We start from the raw sequence: 19,722 nt of genomic DNA on the forward strand, positions 1-19,722 counted from the left end.
CCGGTCACGCGGGTCCATCCGTCCCGAGCGCCTCGCGCGCGATCTCGGCCCGGAAGCCCTCGATCAGGACGCGCAGCCCGTACTCGAAGTCGGCGTCGTGGTCGGTCATGCGCAGCACGTCGGCCGCCTCGCGCAGCAGCGGGAGGTCGCGCAGGGCCTCGTCCGGGAAGGATGGCCGGACGCGGTCGGCGGCGTCCTGTCGCCAGGCCTGCTCCTCGGTGACCCAGCCCATGATGTAGCGGTCGATGGTGAGCAGCAGCCGCAGCGCGGTCCGGGGCCGCAGGCCGGCCTGCCGGAGGGCGTCCAACTGGGCTTCGACGGCGGGCAGTTCGTCCTCGGTGGGCAGCGTTCCGGCGTGCACCCGGGCGCCGTCGCGGTAGGCGAGCAGGGCGTGGCGCTTGGCGCGGGCGTCGGCGGCGAGCCAGTCCGGCCAGTGCTCCGGATCCGGGCTGCGGTCGACCGGGAGGGCCTCGGCGAGCATCGCCTCGGCCATCAGGTCGAGCAGTTCCCGCTTGTTCTTGAAGTGCCAGTACAACGCGGGTGACTGGACGCCGAGTTCGCGGGCGAGCCGCCGGGTGGTCAGGCCGTCGATGCCTTCCTCGTCGAGTACGCGCAGCGCGGTGCGCACCACCTCGTCGCGTTGCAGTGCCACCGCCGACCACCTCTCCGTTATTCGCTTGCCCACTCCACCTTATCGCCGCTAAGTTCCGAGCTGGAATTTATCAGCGATAAGGAGAGCCGTCGTGATCGACGGCCCGAAGGGACCACCACCCCATGACCTCCGGAACGGACCGTCCCAGGTCCCGACTGCTGCCGAACACCGCGCCCTGGCGGTCCTCCCGCGACTTCCGCCTCACCTGGACGGCCGGCACCGTCACCCTGCTCGGCTCCGTCCTCACCATGACGGCGATCCCGCTCCAGATCGCCGACCTCACCGGTTCACCGCTGGCCGTGGGCGCGGTCGGCGCCGTCGAGCTCGTGCCGACCATCGTGTTCGGCCTCTACGGCGGCGTCCTCGCCGACCGTGCCGACCGCCGCACGGTCGCCCTGGTCACCGAACTCGCACTCGCCGCACTGAGCGCCCTGCTGCTCGCCAACGCGCTGCTCGGCACGCCCGCGCTCTGGCCGCTGTACGCGGCCGCCGGACTGGCAGCGGCACTGCAGGGCCTTCAGCAGCCCTCGGCGGAGGCGATGATCCCCCGGCTGGTACCACCCGACCAACTGGTGGCGGCGGGCAACCTGCTCTCGCTGCGCTGGAGCATCGCCGGCCTGGCCGGCCCGGCCACCGCCGGGCTGCTGATCGCCACGGCCGGCGTCCCGGCCGCCTACCTGGTCGACCTCGGCACCTTCCTGGTCTCGATCGCCCTGCTGACCCGGGTCCGGCCAGTCCCCTCGCAGCGGGACGCCGAGGCACCGCGACTGCGGGAGTTCGTCGACGGCGCCCGGTACGCGGCCCGCCGCCCCGACCTGCTGGGCACCTACCTGGCGGATCTCGCGGCCACCGTCTGCGCCCTGCCGACCGCGCTGTTCCCCTTCCTCGCCCAGGAGTTGGACGCGGTGTGGGCGCTCGGCCTGCTCTACTCGGCCGCTGCGGCGGGCGGCCTGCTCGCGGCCGCCACCGGCGGCTGGACCGAGCGGGTGCACCGGCACGGCCGGCTGGTGCTGCTCTGCGCCGCCCTCGTCGGCGCGGCGACGGCTGCGGCCTCGATCGCCCCCGGCCTGTGGGCCGTCCTGCTCTGCCTGCTCGTCGCGGGCGGCGCCAACCAGATCGGCGACACCTTCCGCAGCGCGATCTGGAACCAGTCCATTCCGGACGAACTTCGGGGCCGCGCCGCCGGCCTGGAGATGCTGATCGGCTCCGCCGGGCCCGCCCTCGGGGACCTGCGGGCCGGCGGCCTCGCCGCCCGGCAGGGCATCCGCGTCGCGCTGCGCACCGGCGGCCTGCTCTGCCTGGCCGGCACCACCGCGCTGTCGGCCGCGCTTCCGGCGCTCTGGCGCTACGACCAGCGCGACCAGCGCGACCAGCTGAACCACCTCGACCAGGCCGACCGACACCACCGGCCCGACCAGCCCGACCAGCCCGACCAGCCCGACCAGCCCGACCAGCCCGACCAGCCCGACCAGCCCGACCAGCAACCCGCGCCATGACCGCCCACCTCGACGGCGGCGGACCGGGGCGCCGCCCCTCAGTCCCGGGCGGGCACCGTGGCGTGCCGGGCGATCAACGCGCCGAGCCGGCCCGGGTCGCCGGTGCCGCGCTTGGGCAGCAGGGTCAGCACGTGCGTCTGCTCGTCCCCGCCCAGCAGGACGAGGAGTTCGGGCGTCTCCAGGTAGTGCGGAAGCTCCCGCCAGGCGAGTTCGGTGCTGGACACCGCGTTGGTGACGGTCACCCCGGCCTCGCCGAGGACGATCCGGAACTCACCCTTGTCCGCCGCCATCCGCCGCACCTGACGCAGTTGCAGCCAGGGCAGTCCGACCACCAGCAGCAGCGCGGCCGCGAACATCACCAGCGCCGGTGGGCCCACCGTCCGGTCGGCGACCGAGAGCACCACCGCACCGGCCCCGGTGCAGGAGGCGGTCAGGTACCTCGACCGCCGGGACCGTCGACCCGCCGCCGTACCCCGGGCCCGGGCCGCGAAGGCCGCCCGGAAGTCCGCGGTCGTCGGCGTGTAGCGGACCTCGACCGACGCCTCCACCCGCTTGCCACCGTCCACCCGAACCCCCTCCGACGCATCTGCCGCGGGGTGCTGGCAAAAGCCGTGTGCACCCGATCCATCACCCTCTCCGTCTCCTCCCGGTGACGCGATTCCGCCGCTCCCGGGCGGGCGTCGTTGACCTCCCGCCGCACTCGGCGGTTGGCTCACCACGAGCCGGCCGCCGGGGAATTCGACGCGGCCGGCCGCACCCAGGGGAGGAACCGGATGACTCGCACACGTTCCGCACCACACCTGCTGCGCGCGGCCGGCGCGCTGGCGGCGGCCGCGCTGGCCGCCGTCACGGTGGCGACGCCCGCCCAGGCGGACGCACCGCGCGGCCGCACCGAACGGGTGTCCGTCGGGCTCGGCCAGGCGCAGCCCGACGGCGCCTCGGACGCCGCCGGTCTGAGCGCCGACGGCCGCTTCGCCGTCTTCACCTCGAAGGCCACCAATCTGGTTCCCGGCGACACCAACGGCAAGTTGGACGTCTTCGTCCGGGATCTGTGGACCGGCCGCACCGAACGGGTCAGCACCGGCGCGAACGGCGCCCAGGCGACCGACGACTCCTTCAACGCCACGATCAGCGGCAACGGCCGCTACGTGGCGTTCAGCTCCTACGCCACCAACCTCGCCCCCGGCGGGAACCTCGGCTTCGAGGACGTCTACGTCCACGACCGCTGGACGGGGACCACCGAGTTGGTGTCCACCGGCCACGACCCGGCCAAGCCGCAGGCCGGCCGGCAGTCCAGCCACCCGTCGATCAGCTGGGACGGCCGGTACGTCGCCTACCAGTCCAACCGCTCCGACCTGGCCCCCGGCACGGTCACCTGGACGGGCGGCAACATCTACGTCACCGACCGGTCGACGGGCGGGACCCGCCTGGTCAGCGTCGGCGCGGACGGCACCGAGGCGAACGCCTCCTCCGCCGAGCCGGTGATCAGCGGGGACGGCGGCTCGGTCGGCTTCATCTCCAAGGCCACCAACATCATCGGCCAGGACAAGCCCGGCGCCCTCGCCGCGAAGGCCGCCGCCGATCTCGACGGCGTCTCCGACGAGGAGTTCGTCCGCGACTCCTTCCGGCACGACGACCAGCCGGCGATCCTCAAGCCCCGCTACTACCCCCTCTACGTCCGCGACCTCCGCGACGAGCAGAGCGTCCTGGTGAGCACGGACGGGGCGGGCGGCTACCGCGGGGCGGCCTCCCCGGCGCTCAGCCGGGACGGCCGCTACGCCGTCTACTCGGCGCTGCTCCAGGACGGCAACGGCCCCCGGGGACACCACTTCGAGGTGTACGTCCGCGACCTGGAGGAGGACACCGAGACCCTGGTCAGCGCCGGGCTCCCGGGGACGAAGACCTCCGGCGACTCCTACCACGCGCAGATCACCGCCGACGCCCGCTGGGTCTACTTCGACTCCGACGCGGCGAACCTGGTGCCAGGGGACACCAACAACGCCGGGGACGTCTTCCGGCGCGATCTGTGGACCGGCCGCACCGAGCGGGTCAGCGTGGCGACGGACGGCTCGCAGACCGCCGGCGCCTCGGAGCGGCCGTTCGTCGACGCCCTCGGCACCACGGTGCTGTTCACCTCCGAGGACGGCACGCTCGTCCCGGGCGACACCAACCAGGCCCCTGACGTCTTCCTCCGCCGGCTGCCGCTGCTCTGACCCGAAACCGACCGGGCCCGGCCCCGCTCACCGCACCGGCAGCAGATACCCCAAACCGCAACGGGTTGCGCGGAGGTGCGGCAGGGCGGCCGGGCCCGCCCACGCGCCCCTCGGAGCGGGAACGCCCGCACACCCCTCAGCACGTGACCGCACGCACACCCCTCAGCACGTGAACGCCCGCACGCCCCTCAGAGCGTGAGCGCCCGCGCCGACGCCCGGATCGGCGCCGGGAGTTCGGTGCCGCCGCGCAGATGGCGGTCCACCGCCGCGGCCGCCGCCCGCCCCTCGGCGATCGCCCACACGATCAGTGACTGCCCGCGCCCGGCGTCCCCGGCGACGAAGACGCCCGGCGCGCCGCCGGCGAAGTCGTCGTCCCGGGTCAGGGCGCCGTCCGGGCCGGTGGTGAGGCCGAGTTGGGCGATCAGCCCCTGGTCCGGCTCCGGGCCGCTGAAGCCCAGCGCGAGCAGCACCAGCTCCGCCGGGACGCTCCGCTCGGTGCCGGCCCGGGGGCTGCGGTCGGCCGGTTCGGCCTCGGCGAAGCGGACGGCGGCCAGCCGGCCGTCCGGTCCGGCCTCGAAGCCGACCGTGGTCGCCGCGAACACCCGGGGACCGGCCCCCGCGGCCCCCGACTCCTCGTGCGAGGTGGTCTCCCGGTACACCTTCGGGTGGACGGGCCAGGGCTGCCCCGGCGCCCGGCGCACCGGCGGGCACGGGTTGATGTCGAGCTGGGTGACGGAGGCCGCGCCCTGGCGCAGCGCCGTCCCCAGGCAGTCGGCCGCGGTGTCCCCGCCGCCGACGATCACCACGTGCCGGCCCTCGGCGGATACCGGCGGGGCCGCGAGGTCGCCCTCGTCGACCCGGTTCGCCCAGGTCAGGTAGTCGATCGCCTGGTGCACGCCCGGCAGGGCGCACCCCGGCACCGCCAGCTCCCGGCAGGCGGTCGCGCCGACCGCCACCACCAGCGCGTCGCACCCGGCCCGCAGTTCCCCGGCCGCGAGGTCCCGGCCGACGAACACCCCGGTGCGGAAGGCCGTCCCCTCGGCCCGCATCTGGTCGAGCCGCCGGTCCAGCCGGTGCTTCTCCAGCCGGAACGGCGGGATCCCGTAGCGCAGCAGCCCGCCCAGGCGGTCGGCCCGCTCGTACACCGTGGTGGCGTACCCGGCCCGGGTCAGCTGTTGCGCGGCGGCCAGGCCCGCCGGGCCCGAGCCGACCACGGCCACCCGCCGCCCGGTGCCCCGCTCGGGCGGCTGCGGCAGGTCCCAGCCCTCTTCCCAGGCCCGGTCGGTGATCGCCAGCTCGACGTTCTTGATCGTCACCGCCGCGCCGTCGATCGCCAGCACGCACGCGCTCTCGCAGGGCGCCGGGCAGAGCCGTCCGGTGAACTCAGGGAAGTTGTTGGTCGCCAGCAGCCGGGCGGCGGCGGCCCGCCAGTCCGCGTCCGCCACCAGCCGGTTCCATTCCGGCACCAGGTTTCCCAGCGGGCAGGCGTGGTGGCAGAACGGCAGCCCGCAGTCCATGCACCGGGCCGCCTGCCCGCCCACCACCGGCAGCGGTGCCCGCGGCCGGTACACCTCCCGGGAGTCCCCCAGTCGCTGCTGTGCGTCCCGCCGCTCGCGCTCGGCGCGCGGGGTAGTGAGGAAGGCCATCCGGTCTGCCATCGCGGCCTCCGGCGGGGTGTGCCGACAAGGACCCGGTGGCACCCCCGGCGGACATGCCACCGTGTGGCCACCGTACGCCCGTCCCCGGCGCTGCGAAAGCCGCGCCCGGCCCGGCCACCACCCAGGCCCGGACCTGCGAACCCGCGAACCCGTCGCACGCCGCCACCGCCCGGACCCGCCGGACGCCGCCGTGGGCGCGCCGGGGAGAATCGGGGCCATGACCCACACCGTGCTGATCGCCGAGGACGACCGGGCCATCCGCGACTCCCTCACCCGCGCCCTCCAACTGGAGGGCTACCGGGTGAGCACCGCCGCAGACGGCGCGCAGACCCTGGCCGCCCTCACGGAGCAGCGCCCTGACCTGCTGGTACTGGACGTGATGATGCCCGGCCCGGACGGCCTGGAGGTCTGCCGCCGTCTGCGCGCCGACGGCGACCGCACCCCGGTCCTGATGCTCACCGCCCGGGTCGAGGTCCCGGACCGGATCGCCGGGCTCGACGCCGGGGCCGACGACTACCTGGTCAAGCCCTTCGACGTGGACGAGCTGTTCGCCCGCCTGCGCGCCCTGCTGCGCCGCAACCCGCCCGAACCCGCCGGGGGCGTCCTCGCGGTGGCCGACCTGCGGGTCGAACCGCACGCCCGGCGGGCCTGGCGGGCCGGGCAGGAGCTGGAGCTCTCCCGGACCGAGTTCGACCTGCTGGAGCTGCTGGCCCGGCACGCGGGCTCGGTGCTCGACCAGGCCACGGTGTACGAGCGGATCTGGGGCTACGACTTCGGCCCCGGCTCGAAGAACCTCGCGGTGTTCATCGGCTACCTGCGCCGCAAGCTGGACCGGCCCGGCCTGACACCGCTGATCCACACCGTCCGCGGCGTCGGCTACACGCTGCGCGAGTCGTGACCGGCCGGGACCGGCCGCGGCTGCTGTGGCCGCGACCGGGGCTGCGCACCACCGTCTCGCTCGCCTTCGCCGCGATGGCCGCCCTGGTCGCGGTGCTGATCGGCGCGCTCGGCTACCGCTCCGCGGCCCGGCTGATCCGGGACGACGAGGCCGCCGACTTCACCGCGGCCGTCCAGGCGGTGCACCAGCAGGTCGGCCGGGAGATGCTGTTCCCCGGCGACTTCAACGGCACGGGCGGCCTGAGCGAGGATCTGCTGCGCCCGATCCGGGTCACCTCGCAGTCCCTCGGCCCCGACGGGGAGGTGCTGCCCGGCACCGCCCGGATCGACTTCCGGCCGACCCCGGAGGACCGCTCCCTCGCCCGCTCCGACGACCCCGGCCAGACGTCGTCCGGGCTTCGGCCCGTGCACGGCGACACCTACCGGGTGGCCGTGGTCTCACTCGGCGGCGGCCGCGGCGCGGTGCAGATCGCCCAGCAACTGGGCCCCACCGAGCACCTGCTGGCGACGCTGCGGATCCGTACCGGGGTGTCGGTGGCGGTGGTCGCGGTGCTCGCGGGCGGGGCCGGCCGGCTGCTCGCCCGGCGGATCACGGGCCGCCTGGTCCGGCTCACCGACGCGGCCGAACTGGTCGCCGCCAGCGGGCGGTTGGACGTTCCGGTGCCGGCCGCCGGGACGGACGAGGTCGGCCGGCTCGGCCGGGCCTTCGACCGGATGCTGGGCCGGCTCGCCACGGCCAAGGAGAACCAGCGCCGGCTCGTCCAGGACGCCGGGCACGAGCTGCGCACCCCGTTGACCAGCCTGCGCACCAACCTCTCGGTCCTGCCCAGCCTGGACCGTCTGCCGCCCGCCGAACAGGCCGCGCTGATGGCCGATCTGGCCGAGGAGGCGAGGGAGTTGACGCTGCTGGTGGAGGAGCTGGTGGCACTCGCCGCGGACCGGAAGGCCGACGAGGAGCCGGCCGAGCTGGTGCTGGCCGAGCTGGTGCGCGAGGCCGCCGCACAGGCCCGGCGGCGCAGCGGCCGGGAGATCACCGTGGACGCCGACGACACGGTGGTCACGGCCCGCCCGGACGCGCTGGCCCGGGCGGTGGGCAACCTGCTGGACAACGCCGCCAAGTTCGACCCGGCCGGGACGGCCCCGATCGAGGTGGTGGTGCGCGGCCGCCGGGTCGAGGTGCGCGACGGCGGGCCGGGGATCGACGAGGCCGACCTCTCCCGGGTCTTCGACCGCTTCTACCGGGCCACCGCCGCGCGCAGCCTGCCCGGTTCGGGGCTGGGCCTGGCCATCGTGCACGAGGTGGCCGGCTCGCACGGCGGCGAGGCCTTCGCCGCCAACCGGGACGGCGGCGGCGCGGTGATCGGCTTCACCCTCGGCCCGTAGGGCGTGTCCTCGAACTCCCGCCCGCGTCACGGCACCGGGGCGCGCGCAACGCCGCCGGGCCCCGGGCACGTGGCGGCACCCGGGGCCCGGGGCCCGGCGAACGTCGGCCGCCGTGAGGCCGCCGTCAGACGGCCGCCAGACGGCCGTCAGACCGCCGCGAGCAGCCCGCGCCCGAGCCAGTCGGCGTTGTCCTTCACGCCCGGCAGGACGAAGAAGTACCCGCCGCCGGTCGGCGAGATGTAGTCGACCAGCGGCTCGTCGATGAGCCGGGTCTGGGTGGCCTCGAACTGCCGCACCACGTCCTGCTGGTAGCAGCAGAACACCAGGCCCATGTCCAGGTTGCCGGCCTGGTCGACGCCCCGGTCGTAGTTGAAGCCGCGGCGCAGGATGCGCGAGGTGTCGGTGTCGGCGGTGCGCGGGTTGGCGAGCCGGATGTGCGCCTTGAGCGGGATCGCCTTGCCCTCCGGGTCCTTGCCGTAGTCCGGCGCGTCGGTCTCCTGGCGGCCGTCCAGCGGCGCGCCGGTGTCGCGGCGGCGGCCGAACATCTTCTCCTGCTCGGAGAGGGTGACGCGGTCCCAGAACTCGATCAGCATCCGGATGATCCGGATCACCTGGTAGCTGCCGCCGGTCGCCCAGGCGGGCTCGCCCAGCCCGTCGGTGACCCAGATCAGCCGGTCCATCTCGCGGGCGGAGGTGGTGTCGGGGTTGACTATGCCGTCCTTGAAGCCGAGCAGGTTGCGCTGGGCGCCGTCCGGGCGGGACTCGTTCTGGAAGCCGTCGATCCGCCAGAGGATCTGCATCGCGCCGCGGGTGTGCCGGGTGATGTCGCGCAGCGCGTGCAGCACGGTGTCCTGACGGTCGGCGCAGATCTGCAGCGAGAGGTCGCCGTGGAGTTCGGCGGCCTGCAGATTGTCGTTGGGGAAGGTCTTCATCGGGGCCAGCTTGGTCGGCTTGGCCTTGGCCAGCCCGTACCGGTCGTCGAACAGCGAGGCGCCGACGCCGACCGTGACGGTCAGGTTGTCGGTGGGCACGGTGGGGCCGAGGATGCCGCTGTCGGCGGGCGGCGCGCCGACGCCGAGGTCGGGCGGGGTGCCGCCGGCGGTGAGGAAGCGGATCCGCTCGGTCAGGGTCTTGAGGAGGTCCTCCAGGCCCTTGCGGTCCTGGGCTATCACCTGGCAGGACACGAAGGCCGCGTAGCCGGGGGCCGGGGTGATGACGCCGGCCTGGTGGTCGCCGTGGAAGGGGACGGCCCCGCTCTTCGCCTGGCGGCTGTCCCCGGCGGAGGCCGGGCCGGCGGCCAGGGTGAACGCCCCGCCCGCCAGGACGGCCGCTCCGGCGCCGGCGCCGAGGGCGGTCCGGACGAAGCTGCGGCGGGCCGGGCCGGCCGGGCAGCCGCCTTCGGCGACGGCCGGGGCGGGCACGGCGGCGTGCGGGAACGGGCAGGAGCCTCCGGTGGCAGCGGTGTGGTCGGTCATCAGGCGGCCTTCCGGATCTCGAGCAGGGCGGGGATGGGGGCGAGGTCTTCGAGCAGTTCGCCGGTGGCGCCGTCGAGCTGGCGGCGGGCGTCGGCGGGGAGCTGCTCCAGTGCGGTCCAGCCCTCGGGCTTGTGGGCGGCGGCGACCAGGTCGCCGACCCGCTTCATCCCGGCGTCGACGCGGGTGAGCAGCTGCGGGTCGCGCTCGTCGAGCAGCGGCTGCAGGACGGTCAGCAGTTCCCGGGTGCCGGCCAGGTTGGCCTGGGTGGTGGCCAGGTTGGTGCCGCTGCCCTGGTCGGTGTCGCCGGTGAGCTCGAACTGGAGGGTGTTCTCCAGGATCTCGTGGGCGCGCAGCGGGAGGTCTCCGGGGTCGAAGTCCTGGCCGGGGAAGTCCTGCCCGAGCTTGGCGACGTCGGCGGCCAGCTGGTCGGCGACGGGCGTCAGGTCGGCGGCGGACTGGCCGTGCCACAGGCCGTACTCCAGGCGCAGGAAGCCGGTGAAGTCCTTGTCCTGGGCCTTGTCGGCGAGCCCGTCGGGCCGCCCGTTGATCTTGCCGTCGAGGTCGGCGAAGGTGCCGTAGGCGGCGCCGAGCGAGGCGTACTGGAGGTGGGCGGTGAGCCAGTCGGCCTTGGCGGTGGCGAGGTCGCCGCCGTGGACGTCGGCCTGGAGCTTCTGGGTCTGCGTCAGCAGCGTCGCGAGGCCCTTGCCGACGTAGTCCTTGTAGGCGTCGAGCGGGCCCTTGAGGTCGTCCTCGGCGACCGGCTTGACGGCCTTGACCTGGCCGCCGCCGGTGACGTGCACGGCGGCCGAGGTGACGGACGTGCCGCCGGTGGGCACGCAGCGCCAGGCGTAGTCGCCGGAGCCGATGGTCGCGGTCAGCGCGCGGGTGGTGCCGGGGGCCAGGCCCTCGATCTCGCCGTAGACGGCGCCGCTGGCCGGGTTGACCAGGTAGACCTCGGAGACCTTGGCGCCGGTGTTGTGCATCTGGAACACCTGCTGGCCGGGCAGCGGGGTGCCGAAGCCCTTGCCGCACTCCTGCTCGGAGACGGACACGGTGGCGGAGCTGCTCTGCTTGCCGTCGCTGGCCGCGATCACGGCCCCGGCGACCACCACCGGCACCGCGACCAGCGCGGCCGGCACGACCCAGCGCGGCCGCCCGGACCGCACCGGCCCGGCGCCCTCGGGCGCGGCCGCACCGGCCTTCTCGCCCTGCGCCGTCTCCCCGCCCTGTGCCGTCCCCTGACCCTGCGCCGTCTCCCCGCCCTGTGCCGTCCCCTGACCCTGCGCCGCCTTCCCGGCGGCCGGCGCGGTCTTGCCGCCGCGGACGCCCTCGACGAACAGCGTCATCACGATGCACAGGTAGGCGAGGTAGCCGACGACCTGGAGGACCGTCATGGTGACGGTCAGGTTGAGGGTGCCCTGCACCAGCGTGGCGTACCAGGAGGAGGCGTCCAGGTGGCCGCTCAGGTCGAAGGCGTACGAGCTGCCGCCGCCGACCAGCCCGGACTCCTGCAAGTCGCGCAGGCCGTAGCCGAGCACGCCCGCCGCGACCACGATCAGGCCGGCGCCGGTGATGGTGAAGAACCGGGTGAGGTTCATCTTCAGCGCCCGCCGGTACAGGCCCCAGCAGAGGCCGGCCGAGAGCACCAGGCCGACGGCCGCGCCGAGCAGCGGCCCGGTGGACTCCCCGGCGGTGCGCACGTTGGTCCACAGGAAGAGCGAGGTCTCCAGGCCTTCGCGGCCGACGGCCAGGAAGCTGGTGAGCACCAGTGCGCCGGCGCCCATCGCCAGCGAGGCCTGGACCTTCTCCTTCAGGTCGGCGGAGAGGGTGCGCGCCGAGCGGCGCATCCAGAACACCATCGCGGTGACGAAGCCGACCGCGATCAGGCTCAGCACCCCGCCGAACGCCTCCTGGGCGTGGCCGGAGAGGTTGGCGGCGGTGAAGGTGAGCACTGCGCCGAAGCTGAGGCTGAGCGCGATCGCCGCCGCGACGCCGGTCCACACCTGCGGCAACCGGGCCTTGTGTCCGAAGCGGACGAGCGTGGCGACCAGGATCGACACGATCAGTCCGGCTTCCAGACCTTCGCGCAGCCCGATCAGAAAACTGGGAAACGCCTCATCCCACATGCAGCGGGCTCCTCCCCCGGTCACCCCGGGTCGTACCTGAACTCGGCGGCCCGCCGCGGGTGGCGGCGGCGCGGCACAGCCGAACGCCCCGGACACGAGGGTCCAGGGCGCTTCGACTTAGCTTAGGCAAACCTTAGAGTCACCGTGGTCAACAGGACCCCCTGTTCAGGTAAGGGTTCGGTATGAGGGCTGCCGAGTCGGCCCGGCTCAGCCCCACCACTGCTCCGGCACCGTCTCCGGCTCCGCCGGCACCGCCACCGGTGCGGCGGCGGGCGTCACCAGCAGCTCGCCGCCGGCCGTCTCGGCGACCAGGTAGCCGCACTCGCGCAGCACGACGGCGGCCGCACCGCTGACCGCCTCGCGCGCTCCCCGGGACGGCGGCCCGTCCGGCACCTCCCCCGGCGACCAGCCGACCGCCACCCCCGGCGGCCGGTGGCCGATCCGCAGCAGGGACGGGCCCGGCCCGGCGTCGATTCCGGCGCGGGCGAGGGCCGCGGTGACGTCCTCGAAGAGTTCAGGGTGATCCACCATTGGCGCAGCGTAGGCCCGGTATCGCGCGACCTCCGGACGCGGCGCGCGCCGAAACGGTTCAGCGGCACCCGGGCGCAGCACCGCCACCCGTCCGGCGGCCGATCGGACGCCAGGACCCCCCGTCCGGCCCGACACGCGCGGCCGTACGGACCGATGGACGTGCACAGTCGGCCCCCTGCCGACAGCATGACAGAGTAAGCGCTTCATCACCCTGAGCAACGGGCCGGTGGGTCACCCGCTCCGCGTGCCGGTTCAGCCGGCGGGCCCGTATCGAGAGGTCCCATGATCACAACACTTCGCCGGCCGGCGTCTCTGCCGGCGGGCCTCCAGCCCGGCACGCCGAGGACGCCGGGGAGTCCGTCGTGAGAACCGACCAGCAGTCGCAGCCGGGACCGGTGACCAGCACGCGCGCCAACCCCGCGAACAAGGCCGAGGCCCTGGCCGACTGGACCGACGGCCGGGTCGGCATCTACTCCCTGGCCAAGGCCAATCTGCGCAAGATCTTCCCGGACCACTGGTCCTTCATGCTGGGCGAGATCGCGCTCTACACCTTCGTCATCATCATCATCACCGGCGTCTGGCTGACCCTCTTCTTCAAGCCGAGCATGGGCGAGGTCATCTACGACGGCTCGTACGTCCCGCTCAAGGGCATCCAGATGTCGGAGGCCTACGCCTCGACCATCGACATCAGCTTCGAGGTGCGCGGCGGCCTGCTGATGCGCCAGGTCCACCACTGGGCGGCGATCGTGTTCGTCGCCTCGATGCTGACGCACATGATGCGCGTCTTCTTCACCGGCGCGTTCCGCAAGCCCCGCGAGATCAACTGGGTCTTCGGCGCGCTGCTGCTGTTCCTCGGCATGTTCGACGGCTTCATGGGCTACTCGCTGCCGGACGACCTGCTCTCCGGCACCGGAATCCGGTTCATGGAGGGTGCCGTCCTGGCCGTGCCGATCGTCGGCTCGTACCTGCAGTTCTTCATGTTCGGCGGCGAGTTCCCCGGCCAGGACATCGTGCCGCGGCTGTTCACCGTGCACGTCCTGCTGATCCCGGGGGTCATGGTGGGCCTGCTCGCGGCGCACCTGATCCTGGTCTTCTACCACAAGCACACCCAGTTCGCCGGGCCCGGCCGGACCAACGACAACGTGGTCGGCATGCCGCTGATGCCGGTCTACATGGCCAAGGCCGGCGGCTTCTTCTTCCTCGTCTTCGGCGTGGTCGCGTTCATGTCGGCGATCGCCACCGTCAACCCGATCTGGGCCTACGGCCCCTACCGGCCCGACCAGGTGTCCACCGACGCCCAACCGGACTGGTACATGGGCTTCTCCGAGGGCCTGGTGCGCGTGATGCCCGGCTGGGAGATCAGCGTCTGGGGCGGCCACACCCTGAACCTCGGGGTGTTCGTCCCGCTGATGATCTTCCCGACCGTGCTGCTGATCATCTGGTGCTACCCGTTCCTGGAGGCCTGGGTCACCGGGGACCGCGGCGAGCACCACATCGCCGACCGGCCGCGCAACGCACCGGTGCGCACGGCCTTCGGCGCGGCCTGGATCGGCCTCTACCTGATCCTGCTGGCCGGCGGCGGCAACGACCTGCTCGCCACCCACTTCCACCTGTCGATCAACGCGATCACCTACGCGGTGCGCACCGGCTTCTTCGTCGTGCCGGTGGTCGTCTTCGTGATCACCAAGCGGTGGTGCCTGGGCCTGCAGCGGCGCGACAAGGAGAAGGTGCTGCACGGCCGGGAGACCGGCGTCATCAACCGGCTCCAGCACGGCGAGTTCGTCGAGGTGCACGCCCCGCTCCCGCCGGGCCGGATGTTCACCCTCACCGCGCACGAGCAGCCGCAGCCGGAGGACCTGCCGCCGGAGGTGGACGAGAACGGGGTGGTCCGCAAGGCCGGACTGTTCGCCCGGACGAGGGCCAAGCTGTCCCGCGGCTTCTACGGCGAGGGCAGCCAGATCGCCAAGCCCACCGCCGAGGAGCACCAGGAGATCAGCAGCGGCCACGGCCACCACTGATCCCCGCGGACGCCCGAGGGCCCGCCGCGCCGATGACGGCGCGGCGGGCCCTCGGGCGTGCCTGCGGATCGGCCCGGCTCGGGCCCGCACGTCAGGCCCGCAGGGCCGCCGGGACGACGGCGAACAGCGCCGCCGCCAGGGTGACGGAGAGGCAGAGCGCGGCCCAGCGGGCGCAGATCCGGCGGCACTCGCTGCGGTAGCGGGCGGCCAACCGGCGGCAGCGCTCGACGGCGCGGTCGACGACCTCCTCGGCGTAGCGCAGCCGGTCGGCGGCGTAGGCCTGCTCCAGGCTCTCCCGCTCCGCGGCGGGCAGCCACGGGAACTGCCCGGCGAAGGCCCGGGCGTCCCGTTCGGCCGCCGCCACCTCGGCCTCCCAGGCGAGATAGCCCTCCAGCCGGGCGATCTCCGCCCGGGCGTTCACCCGGCCGCCCGCGACGGGCCTGCCCTGCCGAGGGGTCCGCGCTCCCGGCGGACGCTGTCTGCCACCCATGACCGCTCCTCATGTCCTGTCGAGGTGTGCTGTCGGGACGCCCTGTCGAACCGTCCCGCCGAACCGGCGCGGGAGACCGCTCCGCAACCAGGCCACTACTATCAGTGACCACCCGGGTGGACGGGGCGACTCGCCGAGCCGCCGCGCGACTCCTCGCAACCCCGCCGGAGCGGATCCGCCCGGGATGTCGGCTGGAAAAAGTTGCGTGGCACGCACTCTTGCGCGTCACGCAGACTTCCGGGGAGAGTGGTGGTCGTGACGAACAGTCAGATCGGTCTGCGGGAACGGAAGAAGGCCGCGACCCGGGAGGCACTGAGCTGGGCCGCACTGCGCCTGGCGGTGGAACGGGGCCTGGAGAACGTCCGGGTGGAGGACATCGCGGCCGCGGCCGGGGTGTCGCCGCGCACCTACAACAACTACTTCTCCAGCAAGGCCGAGGCCATCGTCTCCCGGCACTGCGACCGCATCCGGCTCGTCGGCGAGGCGCTGCGCGAGCGGCCCGCGGCAGAACCGCTCTGGGAGGCGCTCACCCGGGCCACCCTCGCGCCCTTCGACGGCGCGGCGGAGCAGCCGGACCCGAAGTGGACCGCCGCGGTGCGGCTACTGCTGCGCGAACCGGCCCTCCAGGCCGAGCTGGCCCGCGCCGGCGCGGACGCCGAGGCCGAGCTCACCGCGGCGGTGGCCGCCCGGACCGGGGCCGACCCCGGCGGCCTCCACCCCAGACTGGTCGCCGCCGGCATCCTGGCCGCGCTCAAGGCGGCCAGCGACGTATGGCTGCGCGCCGACCCGCCGGTACCGCTGCAACCGCTCCTGGCGGAGGCACTGCGGCAGCTGGCGGCCGGCCTCCCCGACCCGTCGTCTTCGTGAACTCACCGTCGCACAGGGGGATTTACCATGACCCACGATGTCATCATCGCCGGCGCCGGCCCGAACGGGCTGATGCTGGCCTGCGAACTGGCGCTGGCCGGAGTCCGGCCGGTGGTGCTGGACCGGCTGGCCGAACGTTCGTCGGAGCAGAAGGCGAACGGGCTGGTCGGCCAGGTGATCCGGCTGCTGGACCACCGCGGCCTGTACGAGCGGCTCGGCGGCGCGGGCGCCCCGACCCCGGTGCCCCGCTTCGTGTTCGGCGCGTTCCCGCTGGACCTCCGGGAGCTCGACGGCAACCCGCTGTACGCCCTGCCGGTGCCGCAGCACCGGATCGAGCAGGCCCTGGCGGAGCGGGCCCGCGAACTCGGCGTGACCGTGCGGCACGGCCACGAGGTCACCGGCCTGACCCAGGACGAGGCCGGGGTGACCGTCGAGGTCCACGGACCGGACGGGCCGGCGCCGCTGCGCTCCCGCTACCTGGTCGGCGCCGACGGCGGCCGCAGCACCGTCCGCAAACTGGCCGGGATCGGCTTCCCCGGGGTCACCTCGCCCGACCCCGTCGCGCGCATCGCCCACGTGCGCCCGCCCGAGGGGCTGCAGGTGCTCGACACCGGCGAGGTGCTGCTGCCCGGCTGCCCGACGCCGTTCCGCCCGTTCACCCACACCCGCACCGCGCACGGCGTGTTCGTGCTCGCCCCGATGAGCCCGGAACTCGCCATGATGGCCACCATGGAGTGGGACGGGCCACCCGTCGACGAGACCGTGCCGGCCACGCTGGACGAACTGCGCGCCAGCGTCCGCCGGGTGACCGGCGCCGACCTGCCGCTCGCCCCGGCCGACACGCCCGGCGCGCACACCCCGCGCCGCCAGGTCGGACACAACACCCGGCTCGCCGAGCGCTACCGCGAGGGCCGGGTGCTGCTGGTCGGCGACGCCGCGCACGTGCACGCCGCCACCGGCGGTCCGGGCCTCAACCTCGGACTCCAGGACGCCGCGAACCTCGGCTGGAAGCTGGCCGCCGACCTCCGGGGCTGGGCCCCGCCCGGCCTGCTGGACAGCTACCACCGCGAGCGGTACCCCATCGGCGAGCGGGTCTTCATGCACTCGCAGGCCCAGATGGCCCTGATGTCCCCGGGCCCGGCCGTCACCGCCCTGCGCGCCCTGTTCGGCGAGCTGCTCGCGTACCAGGACAACCTCGGGCGGATCGCCGCGCTCATGGCGGGCAGCGACGTCCGGTACGACACCGACTGCCCGCACCCGCTCGCCGGCGGCTTCGCGCCGGACCTCCCGCTGACCACCGCCACCGGCCCCACCCGGCTCGCCGAACTGGCCCGCGGCGGCCGGGCCCTGCTGCTCGACCTCGCGGAGGGCCCACCACGGCTCGCCGACCTCGCGGCCGGCTGGAAGGGCCGGGTGGACGTCCTCACGGCCGACTGCCCGCAACCGCCCGCCGGCGCGCTGCTGGTACGCCCGGACGGCTACATCGCCTGGGCCGCCGCGCCCGGGGAGGAGGATCCGGACGGGCTGCTGCGCGCGCTGCGCGCCTGGTTCGGCGAACCGGACTCCGCCCGCTGCTGAGCACCCGCACCCGGACGCCCCACCGGCCCCGGTCGGGGCGGCCGGGGCCGGGAGGAGAGAATGGACCGCATGTCCCGACGTCACCCCGCGCCCCGCGCCGCCGCCGCGCCCCGGCTGCTGCCCTCCTCCCCCTGCCCCTGCGGCCTGCCCGCCGCCTACGGCGACTGCTGCGGGCGGCTGCACCGCGGCCAGACGGCGGCCACCACCGCCGAGTCCCTGATGCGCTCGCGGTACAGCGCCTTCGCCGCCCAGGACGAGGCCTACCTGCTGCGCACCTGGCACCCGGACACCCGGCCCGCCGAGGTGGACTTCGACCCGGCGCTGCGCTGGACCGGCCTGGAGGTGGTGTCCACCACCGAGGGCGGCGCCTTCCACGCGGAGGGCACGGTCGCCTTCCGGGCGCACTGGACCGAGGGCCGCGAGCAGGGCGTGCTCACCGAGCACAGCCGGTTCGTCCGGCACGAGGGCGCCTGGGTGTACCTCGACGCCCTCTCGCTCGGCTGATCCTCGGGGCCCTCGACGGGCGAGCTCCTACAGGTAGTCGTCCAGCCGGCCGAGGGCGAAGCCCTGAGCGGTGACGTCGTTGACGACCTTGCGGAGCAGGTCCGGCATCGAGGCCTTCCAGAGGTCGGTGCCCCGGAAGTGGGTGAGGATGATGTCGCCCGGGTGGAGCTTGCGGTCGTCGTAGCGCCACTCCATGCGGTCCGGGAAGGCCTCCTCGTTCCACAGCGGCACCGCCTGGACCCCGCAGGACGCCGCCGCGCGCAGCGTGTCGTCGTTGTACTCGCCGTACGGGGGCCGGAACAGCCGGGGGCGGACACCGATCTGCTTCTCCAGCTGGTCCTGCTGACGGCAGATCTCGTCGCGCTGGGCGTCGTAGCCGAGGACCTTCAGGTTGCGGTGGTTGATGGTGTGGTTGTTGATCTCCACACCCTGGGCGTGCAGGTCGCGGAAGTAGCCGTAGTTCTCACGGGCCAGGTAGTCGGAGACGTAGGTGCTGAGCGGGATGCCGAGTTCGTCGGCCATCCGGGAGAACTCCGGGTCCTTCTCGGAGCCGTCGTCGACGGTGAGGAAGACCACCTTCTCGTCGGTCGGCACCCGGTAGACGACCGGTGGCCGTCCCTCCTTGAGCTTCACGCCCTGCGACTGGGCCAGCACCGGCCTGGTCGCCGGGCGCGGCGGCGCCTTCAGCGGCGGGGCCTCCAGGCCCCAGCGGTGCGCGGTCTCCAGGGCCGCCCGGGTTTGCGACTCCCGGCGGGCGACCGCCTCGGTGCCGGCCTCCTCCTCCTTGCGGGCCAGGCCCGGCAGCGCCGGCAGCGCCTCGGGCGGGCGGCCGACCCCGTGTTCGACGACGGGCACGGCACCCGGCGCGGGCGGGACGACGGCCGGCCGCGCGGGGTCGGCCGGCCCCGCGCAGCCGGCGGCGACGGCACAGAGGCAGACGGTGGCCAGCAGGCCGATCCGCACACCCGCCCGCCCACCGGCGACGCGTCCCTGAATCCGCCTCAAACCCGCATTAATGCGATGATTTGATGATCTGTTCATAGACGCACTGCTCCCCCGCAGCGCACCCCCGCCAATCCCCTCATCACCCGTGCGGGGCAACGACGCGCCGGGCGTCTTGCCCTTCCTTTGCCGAACCGGCCGGGTAGGCGAGTCGACCGGGCGGCCGTGCGAAACCCGATTGCGGACCGGGCCCGCGACCACCGATCATGCGCCCATGACCGACACCGCGCCCCGCACCGCCCACCTCTGGTCCGTCACCACGGCGGACGTCACCGCACCCGAGGCCCTGGCCCTGCTGCGCGAGTACTACTACGACGTGGCCAACCGCTACTACCGCCTGCACCTCGGCCGCGAAGGCACCCCCGAGGAACTGGAGTCGGGGCTGGCCGGCTCCCCCAGCGACGACCTCTCCGCACCGGACGGCCTCTTCCTGCTCGGCCACTACGACGGCGCGGCCCAGTCCTGCGCCGGGCTGCGCCGGCGCGACGCCGACACCGTCGAGCTGACCCGGGTGTTCGTCCGCCCCGGCCTGCGCGGCACCGGCGGCGGCGCCCGGCTGCTCGCCGTCGTCGACGAGGCCGCCCGCTCGCTCGGCGCCCGGCGGATCGTCCTCGACACCCGCCTCGACCTGGTCGAGGCCCGCGCGCTCTACACCCGCCACGGCTACCGAGAGATCCCCGCCTACAGCAGTGGCCCGTACGCCCAGATCTGGTACGGCAAGGAGCTGGCCGGCTAACCCCAATGCCGGTGACTTTAGGTTGTTGCCGGCTGGGTGATCGTGACGGTTGCCGGTATTGGTGGTGGCCAGTTGCGGTGCTGGGCGCGTTTGAGG

General features: G+C 74.1%; 17 protein-coding genes. 9 read left to right on the forward strand and 8 right to left on the reverse strand.

Translation table 11 applies throughout. From position 1 onward, the window contains the following. Window positions 1–4: 4 nt before the first annotated feature. The gene (locus ABT015_RS22935; RefSeq protein WP_350881911.1) at window positions 5–652 is read right to left on the reverse strand and encodes a TetR/AcrR family transcriptional regulator C-terminal domain-containing protein; all 648 of its coding nucleotides are present in this window, start codon (window positions 650–652) and stop codon (window positions 5–7) included. 122 nt (window positions 653–774) lie between these two features. Here ABT015_RS22935 and ABT015_RS22940 point away from each other — a divergent pair, with 122 nt between their 5' ends. Further along, window positions 775–2,148: an MFS transporter gene (locus tag ABT015_RS22940; RefSeq protein ID WP_350881913.1), complete on the forward strand. Its 1,374-nt coding sequence runs from the start codon at window positions 775–777 to the stop codon at window positions 2,146–2,148. A 38-nt stretch (window positions 2,149–2,186) separates the two neighbouring features. On the opposite strand, the gene ABT015_RS22945 is transcribed toward ABT015_RS22940, so the two are convergent. Beyond that, window positions 2,187–2,714, reverse strand: a complete 528-nt coding sequence (locus ABT015_RS22945; RefSeq protein ID WP_350881915.1) for a YcxB family protein — start codon at window positions 2,712–2,714, stop codon at window positions 2,187–2,189. Between the two features lie 207 nt (window positions 2,715–2,921). Here ABT015_RS22945 and ABT015_RS22950 point away from each other — a divergent pair, with 207 nt between their 5' ends. Further along, a complete protein-coding gene (locus ABT015_RS22950) occupies window positions 2,922–4,361 on the forward strand; it encodes a TolB-like translocation protein (protein WP_350881917.1) in 1,440 nt (479 codons plus the stop codon). 188 nt (window positions 4,362–4,549) lie between these two features. On the opposite strand, the gene ABT015_RS22955 is transcribed toward ABT015_RS22950, so the two are convergent. Further along, window positions 4,550–6,019: a glutamate synthase subunit beta gene (locus ABT015_RS22955; RefSeq protein ID WP_350881919.1), complete on the reverse strand. Its 1,470-nt coding sequence runs from the start codon at window positions 6,017–6,019 to the stop codon at window positions 4,550–4,552. Window positions 6,020–6,236: 217 nt separating this feature from the next. On the opposite strand from ABT015_RS22955, the gene ABT015_RS22960 reads away from it, so the two are divergent. Next, entirely contained in the window at window positions 6,237–6,917 is a 681-nt protein-coding gene (locus ABT015_RS22960; protein ID WP_350881921.1) for a response regulator transcription factor, read from the forward strand. Beyond that, window positions 6,914–8,299: a sensor histidine kinase gene (locus ABT015_RS22965; protein ID WP_350881923.1), complete on the forward strand. Its 1,386-nt coding sequence runs from the start codon at window positions 6,914–6,916 to the stop codon at window positions 8,297–8,299. Before ABT015_RS22960 ends, ABT015_RS22965 begins: the two co-directional genes overlap by 4 nt. 146 nt (window positions 8,300–8,445) lie before the next feature. Here ABT015_RS22965 and efeB read toward each other — a convergent pair whose 3' ends face one another. The 3 genes from efeB to ABT015_RS22980 form a co-directional block, all read right to left on the reverse strand. Continuing rightward, the gene (efeB, locus tag ABT015_RS22970; RefSeq protein ID WP_350881925.1) at window positions 8,446–9,774 is read right to left on the reverse strand and encodes an iron uptake transporter deferrochelatase/peroxidase subunit; all 1,329 of its coding nucleotides are present in this window, start codon (window positions 9,772–9,774) and stop codon (window positions 8,446–8,448) included. Next, window positions 9,774–11,900 carry an iron uptake transporter permease EfeU gene (gene efeU, locus ABT015_RS22975; RefSeq protein ID WP_350881927.1) on the reverse strand — a complete coding sequence of 709 codons (2,127 nt, stop codon included), beginning with the start codon at window positions 11,898–11,900 and terminating at the stop codon, window positions 9,774–9,776. The genes efeB and efeU overlap by 1 nt, the downstream gene beginning before the upstream one ends. A gap of 207 nt (window positions 11,901–12,107) precedes the next feature. Next, a complete protein-coding gene (locus tag ABT015_RS22980) occupies window positions 12,108–12,431 on the reverse strand; it encodes a hypothetical protein (protein WP_350881929.1) in 324 nt (107 codons plus the stop codon). Between the two features lie 395 nt (window positions 12,432–12,826). Here ABT015_RS22980 and qcrB point away from each other — a divergent pair, with 395 nt between their 5' ends. Continuing rightward, window positions 12,827–14,449, forward strand: coding sequence for a cytochrome bc1 complex cytochrome b subunit (gene qcrB, locus ABT015_RS22985; protein ID WP_350881945.1), 1,623 nt, complete (start codon window positions 12,827–12,829; stop codon window positions 14,447–14,449). 91 nt (window positions 14,450–14,540) lie between these two features. Here qcrB and ABT015_RS22990 read toward each other — a convergent pair whose 3' ends face one another. Continuing rightward, window positions 14,541–14,939 (reverse strand): cytochrome C oxidase subunit I, encoded by a 399-nt coding sequence (locus ABT015_RS22990; protein ID WP_350881931.1) that lies wholly within the window; start codon window positions 14,937–14,939, stop codon window positions 14,541–14,543. Between the two features lie 255 nt (window positions 14,940–15,194). On the opposite strand from ABT015_RS22990, the gene ABT015_RS22995 reads away from it, so the two are divergent. From ABT015_RS22995 to ABT015_RS23005, 3 genes are read left to right on the forward strand one after another with little or no spacing between them, the layout of a single operon-like run. Beyond that, entirely contained in the window at window positions 15,195–15,806 is a 612-nt protein-coding gene (locus tag ABT015_RS22995; RefSeq protein WP_350881933.1) for an acyl-CoA-like ligand-binding transcription factor, read from the forward strand. A 27-nt stretch (window positions 15,807–15,833) separates the two neighbouring features. Further along, on the forward strand, window positions 15,834–17,384 hold the full coding sequence (locus tag ABT015_RS23000) for an FAD-dependent monooxygenase (protein WP_350881935.1): 1,551 nt from the start codon (window positions 15,834–15,836) through the stop codon (window positions 17,382–17,384). Window positions 17,385–17,444: 60 nt separating this feature from the next. Then, complete coding sequence (locus ABT015_RS23005; RefSeq protein ID WP_402451239.1) at window positions 17,445–17,888, forward strand: YchJ family protein; 444 nt, start codon at window positions 17,445–17,447, stop codon at window positions 17,886–17,888. Between the two features lie 27 nt (window positions 17,889–17,915). On the opposite strand, the gene ABT015_RS23010 is transcribed toward ABT015_RS23005, so the two are convergent. Further along, window positions 17,916–18,893 carry a polysaccharide deacetylase family protein gene (locus ABT015_RS23010; RefSeq protein ID WP_350881939.1) on the reverse strand — a complete coding sequence of 326 codons (978 nt, stop codon included), beginning with the start codon at window positions 18,891–18,893 and terminating at the stop codon, window positions 17,916–17,918. 211 nt (window positions 18,894–19,104) lie between these two features. Between ABT015_RS23010 and ABT015_RS23015 the strand changes: the two genes are divergently transcribed. After that, entirely contained in the window at window positions 19,105–19,626 is a 522-nt protein-coding gene (locus tag ABT015_RS23015; RefSeq protein ID WP_350881941.1) for a GNAT family N-acetyltransferase, read from the forward strand. Window positions 19,627–19,722 lie beyond the last annotated feature (96 nt).

The organism is Kitasatospora sp. NPDC094016 (genome assembly GCF_040304045.1).
GTDB lineage: Bacteria > Actinomycetota > Actinomycetes > Streptomycetales > Streptomycetaceae > Kitasatospora.

What these genes read in the sequence shown, in the direction of transcription:
- efeB (WP_350881925.1), bottom strand. Translation starts at nt 9,774, where the DNA reads ATGACCGACCACACCGCTGCCACCGGAGGCTCCTGCCCGTTCCCGCAC.
- ABT015_RS22955 (WP_350881919.1), bottom strand. Translation starts at nt 6,019, where the DNA reads ATGGCAGACCGGATGGCCTTCCTCACTACCCCGCGCGCCGAGCGCGAG.
- ABT015_RS22980 (WP_350881929.1), bottom strand. Translation starts at nt 12,431, where the DNA reads ATGGTGGATCACCCTGAACTCTTCGAGGACGTCACCGCGGCCCTCGCC.
- ABT015_RS23000 (WP_350881935.1), top strand. Translation starts at nt 15,834, where the DNA reads ATGACCCACGATGTCATCATCGCCGGCGCCGGCCCGAACGGGCTGATG.
- ABT015_RS22950 (WP_350881917.1), top strand. Translation starts at nt 2,922, where the DNA reads ATGACTCGCACACGTTCCGCACCACACCTGCTGCGCGCGGCCGGCGCG.
- ABT015_RS22940 (WP_350881913.1), top strand. Translation starts at nt 775, where the DNA reads ATGACCTCCGGAACGGACCGTCCCAGGTCCCGACTGCTGCCGAACACC.
- ABT015_RS23015 (WP_350881941.1), top strand. Translation starts at nt 19,105, where the DNA reads ATGACCGACACCGCGCCCCGCACCGCCCACCTCTGGTCCGTCACCACG.
- ABT015_RS23005 (WP_402451239.1), top strand. Translation starts at nt 17,445, where the DNA reads ATGGACCGCATGTCCCGACGTCACCCCGCGCCCCGCGCCGCCGCCGCG.
- efeU (WP_350881927.1), bottom strand. Translation starts at nt 11,900, where the DNA reads ATGTGGGATGAGGCGTTTCCCAGTTTTCTGATCGGGCTGCGCGAAGGT.
- ABT015_RS22960 (WP_350881921.1), top strand. Translation starts at nt 6,237, where the DNA reads ATGACCCACACCGTGCTGATCGCCGAGGACGACCGGGCCATCCGCGAC.
- ABT015_RS22990 (WP_350881931.1), bottom strand. Translation starts at nt 14,939, where the DNA reads ATGGGTGGCAGACAGCGTCCGCCGGGAGCGCGGACCCCTCGGCAGGGC.